This window comes from Mycolicibacterium xanthum, from assembly GCF_019710635.1.
Classification (GTDB): domain Bacteria; phylum Actinomycetota; class Actinomycetes; order Mycobacteriales; family Mycobacteriaceae; genus Mycobacterium; species Mycobacterium xanthum.
In genome coordinates, this window is record NZ_JAIFZS010000006.1 from 158,591 (window position 1) to 172,765 (window position 14,175).

Here is a 14,175-nt window from a genome sequence, read left to right on the forward strand (position 1 = left end):
GCACCGCTAGGCTGTGCTCGTGCCTGCGCATACCGCCGAGTTGTATCCGGGGGACATCAAGTCGGTGTTGCTGTCGGAAGAACAGATCCGGTCCAAGACCGCCGAACTCGGATCGCAGATCGCCGTCGACTACCGCGACGCGCTGGCCGGGGCCGACGGGCAGGATCTGTTGCTGATCACCGTGCTCAAGGGCGCGGTCATGTTCGTCACCGACCTGGCCAGGGCCATCCCGCTGCCCACCCAGCTCGAGTTCATGGCGGTCAGCTCCTACGGTTCGTCGACCTCCTCCTCGGGGGTGGTGCGCATCCTCAAGGACCTCGACCGCGACATCCACGACCGCGACGTGCTGATCGTCGAGGACATCGTCGACTCCGGGCTGACGCTGTCCTGGCTGCTGCGCAACCTGAACACCCGGCATCCGCGCTCGCTGCGGGTCTGCACGCTGCTGCGCAAACCCGAGGCGGTGCGCGCCGACGTCGACATCGCCTACATCGGTTTCGACATCCCCAACGAGTTCGTCGTCGGGTACGGCCTCGACTACGCCGAGCGCTACCGCGACCTGCCCTACATCGGCACGCTGGATCCCAAGGTGTACGAAAGCCGCTAGACCGCGCCGAGCCCGGCCGTTCAAGGGGTCGACGCGCCGCCACCGTGGCGAGCACAATGCCGACATGCCCTCTGTGTCGCACGCCCTGCGGATCTGCCCGTTCTGTGAGGCCACCTGCGGCCTGACGCTGACCGTCGAGGACGGCCGCGTCACCGGCGCGCGCGGGGATGCCGACGACGTGTTCAGCAAGGGCTTCATCTGCCCGAAAGGCGCCAGCTTCGCCGAACTCGACAACGACCCCGACCGCTTGAGTGCGCCGCTGGTGCGCCGTGACGGCGTGCTCACCGAGGCGACCTGGGACGAGGCATTCGCGGCGGTCGCCGACGGGCTGGGCGCGGTGCTGGCCGACCACGGTGGCGCCTCGGTGGGCATCTACCTCGGCAACCCCAACGCCCACACGGTCGCCGGCGCGCTGTATCCGCCGCTGATCATCCGCGGCCTGGGCACCCGGCAGCTGTTCTCGGCCAGCACGCTGGACCAGATGCCCAAGCACGTGGCGCTGGGCCTGATGTTCGGCAGCCCCGTCGCGTTCACCGTGCCCGATCTGGACCGCACCGACTACCTGGTGATCGTCGGCGCCAACCCGCTGGTGTCCAACGGCAGCCTGGCCACCGCCGCCGACTTCGGCGGGAAGCTGCGGGCGCTGCGTAAACGCGGGGGCCGACTGGTGGTCATCGACCCGGCCCACACCCGTACGGCCGCGCTGGCCGACCGGCACATCGCACCGCGGCCCGGCACCGACGCGGCGCTGCTGTTCGCCGTGGTGCACGTGCTGTTCGACGAGGGCCTGGTCGACCTGGGCGCACTCGCCGAGCACACCGCGGGCCTCGGCGAAGTCGAAGCCCTGGCCCGTGACTTCCCGCCGGAGTCGGTCGCGGAGCATTGCGGTGTCGCGGCCGGGGAGATCCGCACCCTGGCCCGGGAGCTGGCGGCCGCCCCGACGGCCGCCGTCTACGGCCGGATGGGCACCTCGACGGTCGAGTTCGGCACGCTGGGCAGCTGGCTGGTCGACGTCGTCAACGTGCTGACCGGCAACCTGGACCGGCCCGGCGGGGCGATGTTCCCGCTGTCCGCGGTGGCCCCCGCGCCGCGCGGGCACCGGCCCGGCCGCGGCTTCACGACCGGGCGGTGGCAAAGCCGGGTCTCCGGTCGCCCGGAAGCGCTCTCCGAGCTGCCCGCTGCGGTGCTGGCCGAGGAGATCGAGACACCCGGCGAGGGCCAGATCAGGGCGATGATCACCCTCGCGGGCAACCCGGTGCTCTCCGCGCCGGACGGGCAGCGGCTCGATCGCGCGCTGGCCGGCGTCGGCTTCATGCTATCCGTCGACCCCTACCTGAACGAGACCACCCGGCACGCCGACGTGATCCTGCCGCCGCCCCCGCCGTCACGCAGCCCGCACTTCGACTTCGCGCTCAACAATCTCGCGGTCCGCAACAACGCGCGCTACTCGCCGCCGGTGCTGCCGCTGGACGGGCGACCGGGGGAAGCGGAGATCCTGTCCCGGATCGCGTTGGTGATCTTCGGGCTCGGCCACGATGCCGACCCGGCCCTGGTCGACGAGCAGGTCATCGCGATGACGCTGGCCAAGGAGACCGCCGACGCCGGGTCGCCGGTGGCCGGGCGCGCCGTCGACGAGCTGACCGCGATGCTGCCCGACGGCCCGGGCTACGAGCGCCGGCTCGACATGATGTTGCGGCTGGGCGCCTACGGCGACGCGTTCGGCAGCCGTCCCGACGGCCTGACGCTGGCCCGGCTGAAGGCCGCACCGCACGGGATCGACCTGGGTCCGCTGCAGCCGCGGCTGCCGGATCTGCTGCGAACCCCGTCGGGCCGGATCGAGCTCGCGCCACCCGAGCTGGTCGCCGACGCCGCCCGGCTGCGCGACGCACTGGGCCGTCGTGCCGACGGTTTCGTCCTGATCGGCAGGCGCCACCTGCGCTCCAACAACAGCTGGATGCACAACCTGCCCGCGCTGGCCGGCGGTACCAACCGCTGCACGCTGCAGATGCATCCGGACGATGCCGCGGAGCTGGGGGTGTCCGACACCGCGATCGTGAAGGGGCCCGGCGGCGAGTTGGTGGTGCCGGTCGAGATCACCGCGGACATCCGGCGCGGGGTGCTGTCGCTGCCGCACGGTTGGGGGCACGACCGGACCGGGACCGGGCAGCGGCTGGCCGCCGGCCGGCCCGGCGTGAACGTCAACCAGCTCAACGACGGGTCGGTGCTCGACCCGCTGTCGGGAACCGCGGTGCTCAACGGCATCCCGGTATCCGTCGGGTCGGTCGACGTGCCCGCGGCGGCGGGCCGCGGTTAGGTCAACTCCCAGACCACGGTCACCGAGAAGCCGACCGTTTGCCGGCCGGGCTCCAGCGGGACCGCGGCCTCCATGGCCCGCGGCGCGGGCATCGGCGGGGGCAGCGCGGCACCGGATTCGGTGATCGAGACGACCTTGCCGAGGTTGAGACCGGACAGTTCGGCGTACTGGTCGGCGCGGTCCTCGGCGTCCTTGAACGCCCGGGCCCTGGCGTCGCGCACCAGCTGGGAGTCGTCCTCGATCGAATAGCTGATCGAGTTGATCCGGGCCGCGTTGCCGCCGGTGGAGACGATCAGGCCGATCGCGTCCGAGGCCGTGTCGAGATCGCGGACCTTCACGTTGATCGAGTTGGTGGCGCGGTAGGAGGTGATCGTGGCGCTGTCGGAGCCGTACTGCGGCTGCAGGTCGGCCTCGGTGGTGGTCAGGTCGCCGCGGTCGATGCCCAGGCCCACCAGCCCGTCGATCACCGCCTGCTGACGCTCGTTGGTCTGATTCATCGCCGCGGTGGCGTCGGGGCCGACGAACTCCATCGACGCGTTGACGGTCAGCGTGTCCGGGGTGCCCTGCACCTGACCCGAGCCCACCACCGTGACCTGCCTGCCGACGTCGGTGGCCGTGGCGGGCGCCGCTGCGGGGCCGGCCTGCGAGTCGCACGCCGTGACGGTGACGGCCGCGGTCGCCGCTGCGGCCAGACACATCAGCTTCGTCGCTACCGCGGTGATGGACATGGTCGGCACACTAGTCATTTCGCGCCGGACTCCGAAAGGAAGTCCAGCAGCAGGCGTGTCACCCGGTCCGGGCACTCCTCGGTCAGCCAATGCCCGGCGCCGTCGATCATCACCTCGCGGTAGTCGCCGGTGACGACCTCTCGGGCGCGGTGTCGCTGGGTGTAGGCCAGCGTCGCGTCCGCCGTGCCGCCCACGAACAGCGCGGGTACCGCGATGGTCGCGGCGGGGGGCGCCGCCATCAGCTCCCAGTTCCGGTCGAAGCAGCGGTACCAGTTCAGCGGTGCGGTGAACCCGTTGCGGGTGAACTCGTCGACATAGACGCCGAAGTCCTCGGTGCTGATCCAGTCGGGCAGACCGCCGGGTTCGGGGATACGGGCGAGCAATCCCTCGGGTCCCGGTGCGAGCATCCGCCGTGCCGCCGCGGCATCGTCGGGCGGTTCGGCGAACAGCTTCCGCAGCGTGGTCGCGGGATCGGCGGCCAGCTCGGCGTCGGCGGGGCCGGGTTCCTGGAAGTACAGGATGTAGAAGAAGTGGTCGCCGAACATCCTGCCGAACGCCTGGGTGGTCGGCACCCGCGGCCGTGGCACCGGTGGCAGGCTCAGGCCGGCCACCGCCGAGAATCGCTCCGGGTGCAGCAGCGGCGCCGCCCACGCCACCACCGCACCGAAGTCGTGGCCGACCACCGCCGCCCGCCGCGCGCCGACGTCATCGAGCAGCCCCACCACGTCGGCGACCAGCTCGACCACGTTGTAGGCGTCGACGGCGGCCGGTCGGTCCGAGCCGCCGTAGCCGCGCTGATCGGGCGCCAGCACGTGGTAGCCCGCGTCGGCCAGCGCGCGGATCTGATGGCGCCACGAGAACGCCAGCTCCGGAAAGCCGTGGAGAAGCACCGCCGGCGGCGCCCCGGGCTCGCCGGCCTCGGTCACGCGCAGCGTGACCCCGTTCGTCTGCACCATCCGCGATCGCATGGGTCCAGTCTCGCCGAACGTGCACCCGGGGTTGTCCGCAGCCTGGTCACGACCGCGAATGCACTCTCGCGGAGAAGCCCGGGACCGTCGGGCCGTGCCCTCTGGTTCCCTCCGGGACCGCCCGGAACTGCCAAACGTTGGTCTAGCGGTAGCCTTGAGGTTTCCAACTGCGCGTATTGGAAGGATTTGGCCCGCGGGACCGCTCGTGGGCCCTAGGAATCGATGAACCGGACTCACGCATGAATCGCAAGAATGTGATCCGCACCCTCACGGTGATCGCCGTGGTGCTGTTGCTCGGATGGTCGTTCTTCTACTTCAGCGACGACACCCGCGGTTACAAGACCGTCGACACGTCGGTCGCGATGGCACAGATCAACACCGACAACGTCACCGGTGCGCAGATCGACGACCGGGAGCAGCAGCTGCGGCTCGAGCTGAAAAACGGCAACAGCGACACCGAGGACAGCAACAAGATCATCACCAAGTACCCCACCGGGTACGGGGTCACGCTGTTCGAGCAGTTGAGCGCCAAGAACGCGAAAGTCAACACCGTGGTCAACCAGAGCAGCATGTTCGGCACGCTGCTGATCTACATGCTGCCGCTGCTGCTGCTCGTCGGCCTGTTCGTGATGTTCTCGCGGATGCAGACCGGCGGCCGGATGGGCTTCGGTTTCGGCAAGTCCCGGGCCAAGCAGCTGTCCAAGGACATGCCCAAGACCACGTTCGCCGACGTCGCCGGCGTCGACGAGGCGGTCGAGGAGCTCTACGAGATCAAGGACTTCCTGCAGAACCCCAGCCGGTACCAGGCGCTCGGTGCCAAGATCCCGCGCGGTGTGCTGCTCTACGGTCCACCCGGCACCGGAAAGACGCTGCTGGCGCGTGCGGTCGCGGGTGAGGCGGGGGTGCCGTTCTTCACCATCTCCGGCTCGGACTTCGTCGAGATGTTCGTCGGCGTCGGCGCATCCCGCGTGCGCGACCTGTTCGAGCAGGCCAAGCAGAACAGCCCGTGCATCATCTTCGTCGACGAGATCGACGCCGTAGGCCGTCAGCGCGGCGCCGGCCTCGGCGGCGGGCACGACGAGCGCGAACAGACGCTCAACCAGCTGCTGGTCGAGATGGACGGCTTCGGCGACCGCCAGGGCGTGATCCTGATCGCCGCCACCAACCGGCCCGACATCCTCGATCCCGCGCTGTTGCGTCCCGGGCGCTTCGACCGCCAGATCCCGGTGTCGTCCCCGGACCTGGCCGGCCGCCGCGCGGTGCTGAAGGTGCATTCGCAGGGCAAACCGCTCGCCGAGGGCGCCGACCTGGACGGCCTGGCCAAGCGCACCGTGGGGATGTCCGGTGCCGACCTGGCCAACGTCATCAACGAGGCGGCCCTGCTGACCGCCCGCGAGAACGGCACCGTCATCACCGGTGCCGCACTCGAGGAGGCCGTCGACCGGGTCGTCGGCGGTCCGCGCCGCAAGAGCCGCATCATCAGCGAGCTCGAGAAGAAGATCACCGCTTACCACGAGGGTGGCCACACGCTGGCCGCCTGGGCGATGCCCGACATCGAGCCGATCTACAAGGTGACGATCCTGGCCCGCGGCCGCACCGGCGGCCACGCCATGTCGGTGCCCGAGGACGACAAGGGACTGATGACCCGGTCGGAGATGATCGCGCGGCTGGTGTTCGCAATGGGCGGCCGGGCCGCCGAGGAGCTGGTGTTCCGCGAGCCCACCACCGGCGCCGTGTCCGACATCGAGCAGGCCACCAAGATCGCCCGCGCGATGGTCACCGAATACGGCATGAGCAGCAAGCTGGGCGCGGTGCGCTACGGCACGGAGCACGGTGACCCGTTCCTGGGCCGCACCATGGGCACCCAGGCGGACTTCGGTCACGAGGTCGCCCGGGACATCGACGACGAGGTCCGCAAGCTCATCGAGGCGGCCCACACCGAGGCGTGGGAGATCCTCACCGAGTACCGCGACGTGCTCGACACACTGGCCGGTGAGCTGCTGGAGAAGGAGACGCTGCACCGCGTCGAGCTGCAAGCCATCTTCGCGGACGTCAAGAAACGCCCGCGGTTGACGATGTTCGACGACTTCGGTGGCCGGGTGCCGTCGGACAAGCCGCCGATCAAGACCCCCGGCGAGCTGGCCATCGAACGTGGCGAGCCGTGGCCCAAGCCGATGCCCGAGCCCGCGTTCAAGACCGCGATCGCCCAGGCCTCACAGGCGGCCGCGGAAGCCGCGCACAAGAACGGCGGCAACGGGGCGGGCCCGAACGGTTCCGCGCCCAACGGTCCGACCCAGCCCGACTACGGCGCGCCCGCGGGCTGGCACGCGCCCGGGTGGCCGCCGCGGCCGGGCGCGCCGCAGCCGGACGGGGCGCCGCAGCCCCAGGGCTACTGGTACCCGCCGCCACCGCCGTCGGGCTGGCAGCAGGCCGCCCCGCCGGCCCCGCACGGTTACTACCCGCCGCATCAGCCGTACCCGCAGCAGGGACAACCCGCACCCGGCCCCGTCGAGGATTCGAGTGCCGATTCCGGCGGCGGGAACGGCAGCACAAACCCGCCGAGCCGCTCGTAGCGCCTGCCGACCACTGAACGGAGACTTCGATGACGCGCTCGCACAACCACTCGGCCACGCTCGCCGCACCGGGTTTCGACCAGGCCCGTGCCGAGGCGGCGGTGCGCGAGTTGCTCATCGCGGTCGGTGAGGACCCCGACCGGCCGGGCCTGGTGGACACCCCCGCCCGGGTGGCCCGCGCCTACCAGGAGATCTTCGCCGGTCTGCACACCGATCCCGACGACGTGCTGAACACCACGTTCGACGAGCAGCACGACGAACTGATCCTGGTCAAGGACATCCCGATGTACTCCACCTGCGAGCACCACCTGGTGTCGTTCCACGGGGTGGCGCACGTGGGCTACATCCCGGGTCTGGACGGCCGGGTCACCGGCCTGTCGAAGCTGGCCCGGGTGGTCGACCTGTACGCCAAGCGCCCGCAGGTGCAGGAACGGCTCACCGCCCAGATCGCCGACGCGCTGATGCGCAAACTCGCCCCGCGCGGAGTCATCGTGGTGGTCGAGGCCGAGCACCTGTGCATGGCCATGCGCGGCATCCGCAAGCCCGGTGCCGTGACCACCACCTCCGCGGTGCGCGGGCAGTTCAAGACGGACAAGGCGTCGCGCGCCGAGGCTCTGGAACTGATCCTGCGCAAGTGAGCGCGGCCACCCCGTCCACGTCCGAGCGCGCCGCCGTGCAGGTGATGGGCATCGTCAACGTCACCGACGACTCGTTCTCCGACGGTGGGCTGTTCCTCGACCGTGACCGGGCCGTCGCGCACGGTCTCGAGCTGGCCGCCCAGGGTGCAGCGATCATCGACGTGGGCGGCGAGTCCACCCGCCCCGGCGCCGTCAGGGTGGACTCGGCCGTTGAAACCGATCGGGTGCTTCCGGTGGTCAAAGAGCTTGCCCAGCAAGGAATCACGGTGAGCATCGACACGATGCACGCCGTGGTGGCAGGTGCCGCGCTGGAGAACGGCGCGCGGATCGTCAACGATGTCTCGGGCGGGCGGGCCGACCCCGACATGGCGCGGGTGGTGGCCGATGCGGGGGTGCCGTGGGTGCTGATGCACTGGCGCTCGGTCGGCGCCGACCGTCCGCACGAGGTGCCCGCCTACGGTGACGTCGTCGCCGAGGTGCGGGACGAACTACTGGCCGGGGTGGACGCCGCGGTGCATGCCGGGGTGGACCCGGACCGGCTGATCATCGACCCCGGTCTCGGATTCGCCAAGACGGCGCAGCACAACTGGGCGCTGTTGGCCGCGCTGCCCCGGTTCGTCGCGACGGGCATCCCGGTGCTGGTGGGAGCCTCCCGGAAGCGGTTCCTGGGCGCTCTGCTGGCCGGTCCGGACGGCGCGCCGCGCCCGCCGGGCGGTCGCGAGACCGCCACCGCGGTGATCTCGGCGCTGGCCGGTTGGCACGACGTGTGGGGGGTGCGGGTGCACGACGTGCGGGCATCGGTGGACGCGCTCGCGGTGGTCGCGGCGTGGCGGCGGGCCGGGGAGGGGTGCGATGGCTGACCGGATCGAGTTGCGCGGGTTGAGGGTTCGCGGCCACCACGGGGTGTTCGAGCACGAGCGCCGCGACGGCCAGGACTTCGTCGTCGACATCACCGTGTGGATCGACCTCGGTGCGGCGGCCGTCAGCGACGACCTCGCCGACACCGTGGACTACGGGTCGCTCGCGCAGCGTGCGGCCGGCATCGTCGCCGGGCCGCCGCGGCAGCTCATCGAGACGGTGGCCGGCGAGATCGCCGAGGACGTGATGACCGACGAGCGGATCCACGCCGTCGAAGTCGTGGTGCACAAACCGGCGGCTCCGATACCGCTGGACTTCGCCGATGTCGCGGTGGTCGCCCGCCGGTCGCGGCGCGGGGGACGGGGCGCGGGCCTGTGAGCACGGTGGTGCTGTCCATCGGATCCAACGTCGGCGACCGGCTGGGCCATCTGCAGTCGGTGGTCGACGGGCTCGACGGAGCGGTCGCGGCCGTGTCCCCGGTGTACGAGACCGACGCGTGGGGCGGTGTCGAGCAGGGTCCGTTCCTCAACGCGGTGGTGCTCGCCGGCGATCCGGCGCGCGACGCGCATGACTGGTTGCGGCGCGCACACGAACTCGAGGACGCCGCAGCGCGGGTGCGTGCGCAGCGGTGGGGTCCCCGCACGCTGGACGTCGACGTGGTGAGCTGTCACGGCGCCGACGGTGAGGTCACGATGACCGACCCCGAACTCACGCTGCCGCACCCCTACGCGCACGTGCGGGCGTTCGTACTGGTCCCGTGGGTGGCCACGGATGCGGATGCGACGCTCACCGTGGACGGCGCGACGATCCGGGTTTCCGACCTGGTGGATGCGCTCGACCCGGCCGAACGCGCCGGTGTGCGGGCGACCGGACTCGCACTGCGGATCGGGACCGCCGGCTGATGGGGCCGACCCGCTGGCGCGACCTCGCGGTCGGCGCACTGGTGGCCGGTGTCGCCGGCTATCTGTCGGTGCGCGTCCTGTACCGGTGGTTCCCGCCGATCACGGTGTGGACCGGGTTGTCGCTGCTCGGCGTCGCCGCGGCGCTGGCCGGGTGGGGCTGCTATGTCCGGGCCAAGATCGGCCACGGTGAGATCGGGGTGGGCACCGACCGGCTGCACCCGCTGGCGGTGGCGCGGTCGGTCGTGATCGCCAAGGCGGCGGCGTGGATGGGCAGCGTGGTGTTCGGCTGGTGGGTGGCGGTGGTGGCCTACCTGCTGCCCCGCCGGAGCACGCTGCGGGTCGCCGAGCAGGACACCGCGGGTGCGGTGGTGGCCGCGTTGTGTGCGTTGGGTCTGGTCGTCGCGGCTCTGTGGCTGCAGCATTGCTGCAGGTCTCCCGACGATCCTCAGGACAACGCCGATCCAGCGCCCGGCTGACGGATCCGCCGACGACGCACGCCGAATCGCCGCACCGGTCGACACGCGAGGTGACCTGTGGCGGGTACAGTCGGCCCATGACCGATCCGAGCCGCGGAGCGCGCATTCGGCGCAGCACCCGCCGGCCCGGTTGGATCCTGATGACGGTGTTGCTGGTGCTCGCGATCGGCGCGAGTTCGGCCCTGGTGTTCACCAATCGCGTCGAGTTGCTCAAGCTCGCAGTCATTCTCGCGTTGTGGGCGGCGGTGGTGGCCGCGTTCGTGTCGGTCGTGTTCCGCAGGCAGAGCGACAGCGACCAGGCCAAGGTGCGCGACCTCAAGCTGGTCTACGACCTGCAACTCGACCGGGAGATCTCCGCGCGGCGCGAGTACGAGCTGTCAGTCGAAACCCAGCTGCGTCGCGAGCTCGCCGCAGAGTTGCGCGCGCAGCAGTCCGACGAGGTGGCCGCGCTCCGTGCCGAGCTGGCCGCGTTGCGGGCCAACCTGGAGTTCCTGTTCGACGCCGACCTGTCGCACCGGCACGCGATCGGGACCGAGCGCAACGCCGCCAGGGAGATCGGTCCGTGGACACCGCGCCCGGACACCGCGGGACGGGTCAGCAGCAGCCGGATCGACACCGAGGACGCCGAGGAGGTTCTGGCCGGCGTGGGTGCCCACGACGACTCGGACACCCAGGAGAGCCCGATCATCGACGTCCCCGCCGAACCGCACCCCCCGGAGAGCGAACCGGTGCCCGCGTACGGCGAACCCTACGGTGGGCACCGCGTGCCTGCCGAAGAACCGCACAGCAGGCATCGTGCCGAGGCCGCCGCCCAGGGGCAGTGGGCGCCGCCACCGCCACGGGCGGTTCCGCCGGAGCCGCATCTCCCGTGGCTGCCTCCGCAGGCCCGGCCGCCGGAGGGGGCCGCACCCGCCGCGCAGCACTGGCGGCCGGCGCCGGCCGAGGGACAGTGGATCCCGGCGGGGGAGCCGGGCAGCAACTGGGTCGCGGGCGAGGCCCGGCCCGGCGACGGCACACCCGGTGAGTACGTCGGCCGCAGGCGTGCACCGGAGGCACCGCAGGGCCGTCACTCCACCGCGGGGGACGTGCCCGTCGAGCCGCCCCCGCCGCCTATGCCCGAGGAACCGGAGGGCGAACAGGCATCCGACGGTGCCCACACCGGTGGCCAGTCGGTCGCCGACCTGTTGGCACGCCTGCAGGTCAGCCCGTCCGGCGGCGGTCGGCGCAGGCGCCGGGAGGATTGAGTTAGGCTCGTGTCGACCGTCCGGTACCCGCGCCGCGGGACCGGAACGAATGCCTGAGAATCTGCGAGGTCGTCTGCGATGGTGCAGCCTCCCGCCGCCGGGGGTGCGCCCCACGACGGACTCCGGCCGGCCCGGCTCACGGTCGGCGTCATCTCCGCCGGTCGCGTCGGCACCGCACTGGGTGTGGCGCTGGAGCGAGCCGAGCATGTCGTCGTCGGCTGCAACGCGGTGTCCAACGCCTCGCGGCAGCGGGCCGGACGGTGGCTGCCCGACACCCCGGTGCTTCCCGTCGACGAGGTCGCCGGCCGTGCCGAACTCCTGCTGCTGGCGGTGCCGGACACCGAACTGCCCGGCCTGGTGGCAGGGCTGGCCGCGACCGGTGCGGTGCGGGCCGACACCATCGTGGTGCACACCTCGGGCGCCAGCGGGGTCGGCGTGCTGGCGCCGCTGGCGGCACAGGGGTGCATCACCCTGGCGATACATCCGGCGATGACGTTCGCGGGTACCGACGAGGACGTCGACCGGTTGCGCGGCACCTGCTTCGGCATCACCGCCGGCGACGAGATCGGCTATGCGATCGCCCAGTCGCTGGTGCTGGAGATCGGCGGCGAGCCGTTCCGTGTCCGCGAAGACGCCCGCACGCTGTACCACGCGGCCCTGGCGCACTCGTCCAACCATGTCGTGACCGTGCTGCTCGACGCGGTCGAGGCGCTCAGAGCGGCGCTGTGGGGACAGGAACTGCTCGGCCAGCAGACCGTCGACGACACCCCGGCTGGGCTCGCCGAGCGGATCATCGGTCCGTTGGCCCGCGCCTCGCTGGAGAACGCGTTGCAGCGCGGGCAGGCGGCCCTCACCGGTCCGGTCGCCCGCGGCGACGCTGCCGCCGTCGCCGGCCATCTGCAGGCCCTGGCAGAGGTGAATCCCGATCTGGCGGCGGCGTACCGAACGAATTCGTGGCGCACGGCACAGCGTGCACACGCCCCCGAGGAGGTCTTCGAGGTGCTGTCGGAAGCGGGACGATCATGACCACTCGAACTCCGCCGAAGTTCGTGGCCGGGCAGCTCAACGTCTACCAGCGACCGCGCGACGTGTCCGATGTGACCCGCGCGTTGCGCTCCACCGGGCGCCGGATCATGCTGGTGCCGACGATGGGTGCCCTGCACGACGGACACCTGAGCCTGGTCCGGGCGGCCCGGCGGGTGCCGGGCGCCGTGGTGGTCGTGTCGATCTTCGTCAATCCGCTGCAGTTCGGCGCGGGCGAGGACCTCGACGCCTACCCGCGCACCCTTGACGACGATCTGGCCGCGCTGCGGGCCGAAGGGGTCGAGGTCGCCTACACCCCGACCGGCGATGACATGTACCCCGAGGGGCCCCGGACCACCGTGATCCCCGGACCCCTCGGCGCTGAACTCGAAGGCGGCTCGCGGCCAACACATTTCGCCGGGATGCTGACCGTGGTGCTCAAGTTGTTCAATGTCGTGCACCCGGATCGGGCATTCTTCGGCGAGAAGGACTACCAGCAACTGGTTCTGGTCAGGCAGATGGTCGCCGACCTCGATCTGGCCGTCGAGGTGATGGGGGTGCCCATCGTGCGGGAGCCCGACGGTCTGGCGATGTCGTCGCGCAACCGCTACCTGGACGCCGAGCAGCGGGACCAGGCGGGCGCGCTGTCGGCGGCGCTGCTGGCCGGGATGTATGCGGCCTCGAACGGGGTGCCCGCCGCGCTGGATGCCGCCCGGGCCGTGCTCGACGAGGTGCCCGCGCTGGAGGTCGACTACCTCGAGGTCCGCGATCCGGTGCTGGGACCGGCGCCGGCCGAGGGTGCGGGCCGGATGCTGGTCGCCGCCAGGCTCGGGCGGACCCGGCTGCTCGACAACATCGCGATCGACATCGGGGCCAGCTCCGGGATCGACGGTCATCCGCGTGCCGCTTCCGGCAAGAGTCACGAACTGCCCTGGAGGAATTGATGTTACGAACGATGACGAAGTCGAAGACTCACCGTGGCGCGTCACGCAGGCCGACCTGCACGATGTCGGTTCGGTGATCTGAGTGCTGCTTGCGATAGACGTCCGCAACACCCATACGGTCGTCGGGCTGATCTCCGGCACGGGCGCCCACGCCAAGGTGGTTTCGCACTGGCGGATCCGCACCGAGGCGGAGGTGACCGCCGACGAACTCGCGCTGACGATCGACGGACTGATCGGTGACGACGCGGAGCGGCTCACCGGCGCGACCGGGCTGTCGACCGTGCCGTCGGTGCTGCACGAGGTACGGCTGATGCTCGAGCAGTACTGGCCGTCGGTGCCGCACGTGCTCATCGAGCCCGGTGTGCGCACCGGTATCCCGCTGTTGGTCGACAACCCCAAAGAGGTGGGCGCCGACCGGATCGTCAATTGTCTTGCGGCATATCAGAAGTACGGTTCGGCGGCGATCGTGGTCGACTTCGGTTCGTCGATCTGCGTCGACGTGGTCTCGGCGAGGGGGGAGTTCCTCGGCGGTGCCATCGCGCCGGGTGTGCAGGTGTCCTCCGATGCGGCCGCGGCCCGCTCGGCGGCGCTGCGGCGGGTTGAGTTGACCCGGCCGCGTTCGGTGATCGGCAAGAACACCGTCGAGTGTATGCAGGCCGGTGCGGTGTTCGGATTCGCCGGTCTGGTGGACGGATTGGTGCGCCGGGTGCGCGAAGACGTGGAGGGCTTCGGCGGTGACGACGTCGCCGTCGTGGCCACCGGGCACGGGGCGCCGTTGGTGCTGGCCGACCTGCGCACGGTCGAGCATTACGACCGGCACCTGACGCTCGACGGTCTGCGGCTGGTGTTCGAACGCAACCGCGACGGCCAGCGCGGCAAGCTCAGGCCGGCGCGCTAGGG

At 71.1% G+C, this 14,175-nt stretch carries 14 protein-coding genes; 12 read left to right on the forward strand and 2 right to left on the reverse strand.

The window, feature by feature from the left end; genetic code table 11:
- Positions 1-13 precede the first annotated feature (13 nt).
- Together hpt and JDV09_RS03920 are read left to right on the forward strand one after the other, a co-directional pair.
- Positions 14-607, forward strand: coding sequence for a hypoxanthine phosphoribosyltransferase (hpt, locus tag JDV09_RS03915; RefSeq protein ID WP_221367793.1), 594 nt, complete (start codon positions 14-16; stop codon positions 605-607).
- A 64-nt stretch (positions 608-671) separates the two neighbouring features.
- A complete protein-coding gene (locus JDV09_RS03920; protein WP_221367794.1) occupies positions 672-2,921 on the forward strand; it encodes a molybdopterin-dependent oxidoreductase in 2,250 nt (749 codons plus the stop codon).
- Here the strand turns inward: JDV09_RS03920 and JDV09_RS03925 are convergent.
- Positions 2,918-3,649 carry an SIMPL domain-containing protein gene (locus JDV09_RS03925; protein ID WP_221367795.1) on the reverse strand — a complete coding sequence of 244 codons (732 nt, stop codon included), beginning with the start codon at positions 3,647-3,649 and terminating at the stop codon, positions 2,918-2,920. The two genes, JDV09_RS03920 and JDV09_RS03925, sit on opposite strands and share 4 nt — an antisense overlap.
- A 14-nt stretch (positions 3,650-3,663) precedes the next feature.
- A complete protein-coding gene (locus JDV09_RS03930) occupies positions 3,664-4,617 on the reverse strand; it encodes an alpha/beta fold hydrolase (RefSeq protein WP_221367796.1) in 954 nt (317 codons plus the stop codon).
- A 239-nt stretch (positions 4,618-4,856) separates the two neighbouring features.
- Between JDV09_RS03930 and ftsH the strand changes: the two genes are divergently transcribed.
- The 10 genes from ftsH to JDV09_RS03980 all read left to right on the forward strand — a co-directional run bounded on the left by ftsH (position 4,857) and on the right by JDV09_RS03980 (position 14,173).
- Positions 4,857-7,190: an ATP-dependent zinc metalloprotease FtsH gene (ftsH, locus tag JDV09_RS03935; protein WP_221367797.1), complete on the forward strand. Its 2,334-nt coding sequence runs from the start codon at positions 4,857-4,859 to the stop codon at positions 7,188-7,190.
- Between the two features lie 29 nt (positions 7,191-7,219).
- Positions 7,220-7,828: a GTP cyclohydrolase I FolE gene (gene folE, locus JDV09_RS03940; RefSeq protein WP_221367798.1), complete on the forward strand. Its 609-nt coding sequence runs from the start codon at positions 7,220-7,222 to the stop codon at positions 7,826-7,828.
- Between the two features lie 44 nt (positions 7,829-7,872).
- A complete protein-coding gene (gene folP / locus JDV09_RS03945; protein WP_221367885.1) occupies positions 7,873-8,688 on the forward strand; it encodes a dihydropteroate synthase in 816 nt (271 codons plus the stop codon).
- On the forward strand, positions 8,681-9,064 hold the full coding sequence (folB, locus tag JDV09_RS03950) for a dihydroneopterin aldolase (protein WP_221367799.1): 384 nt from the start codon (positions 8,681-8,683) through the stop codon (positions 9,062-9,064). Before folP ends, folB begins: the two co-directional genes overlap by 8 nt.
- A complete protein-coding gene (gene folK, locus JDV09_RS03955) occupies positions 9,061-9,588 on the forward strand; it encodes a 2-amino-4-hydroxy-6-hydroxymethyldihydropteridine diphosphokinase (protein WP_221367800.1) in 528 nt (175 codons plus the stop codon). The genes folB and folK overlap by 4 nt, the downstream gene beginning before the upstream one ends.
- On the forward strand, positions 9,588-10,064 hold the full coding sequence (locus tag JDV09_RS03960; protein WP_221367801.1) for a DUF3180 domain-containing protein: 477 nt from the start codon (positions 9,588-9,590) through the stop codon (positions 10,062-10,064). Before folK ends, JDV09_RS03960 begins: the two co-directional genes overlap by 1 nt.
- A 77-nt stretch (positions 10,065-10,141) precedes the next feature.
- Positions 10,142-11,308: a DUF6779 domain-containing protein gene (locus JDV09_RS03965; protein WP_221367802.1), complete on the forward strand. Its 1,167-nt coding sequence runs from the start codon at positions 10,142-10,144 to the stop codon at positions 11,306-11,308.
- A gap of 78 nt (positions 11,309-11,386) precedes the next feature.
- Positions 11,387-12,334, forward strand: a complete 948-nt coding sequence (locus JDV09_RS03970; RefSeq protein WP_221367803.1) for a Rossmann-like and DUF2520 domain-containing protein — start codon at positions 11,387-11,389, stop codon at positions 12,332-12,334.
- Positions 12,331-13,275: a pantoate--beta-alanine ligase gene (gene panC / locus JDV09_RS03975; RefSeq protein ID WP_221367804.1), complete on the forward strand. Its 945-nt coding sequence runs from the start codon at positions 12,331-12,333 to the stop codon at positions 13,273-13,275. The genes JDV09_RS03970 and panC overlap by 4 nt, the downstream gene beginning before the upstream one ends.
- 82 nt (positions 13,276-13,357) lie before the next feature.
- A complete protein-coding gene (locus JDV09_RS03980) occupies positions 13,358-14,173 on the forward strand; it encodes a type III pantothenate kinase (protein ID WP_221367805.1) in 816 nt (271 codons plus the stop codon).
- Positions 14,174-14,175: the final 2 nt, after the last annotated feature.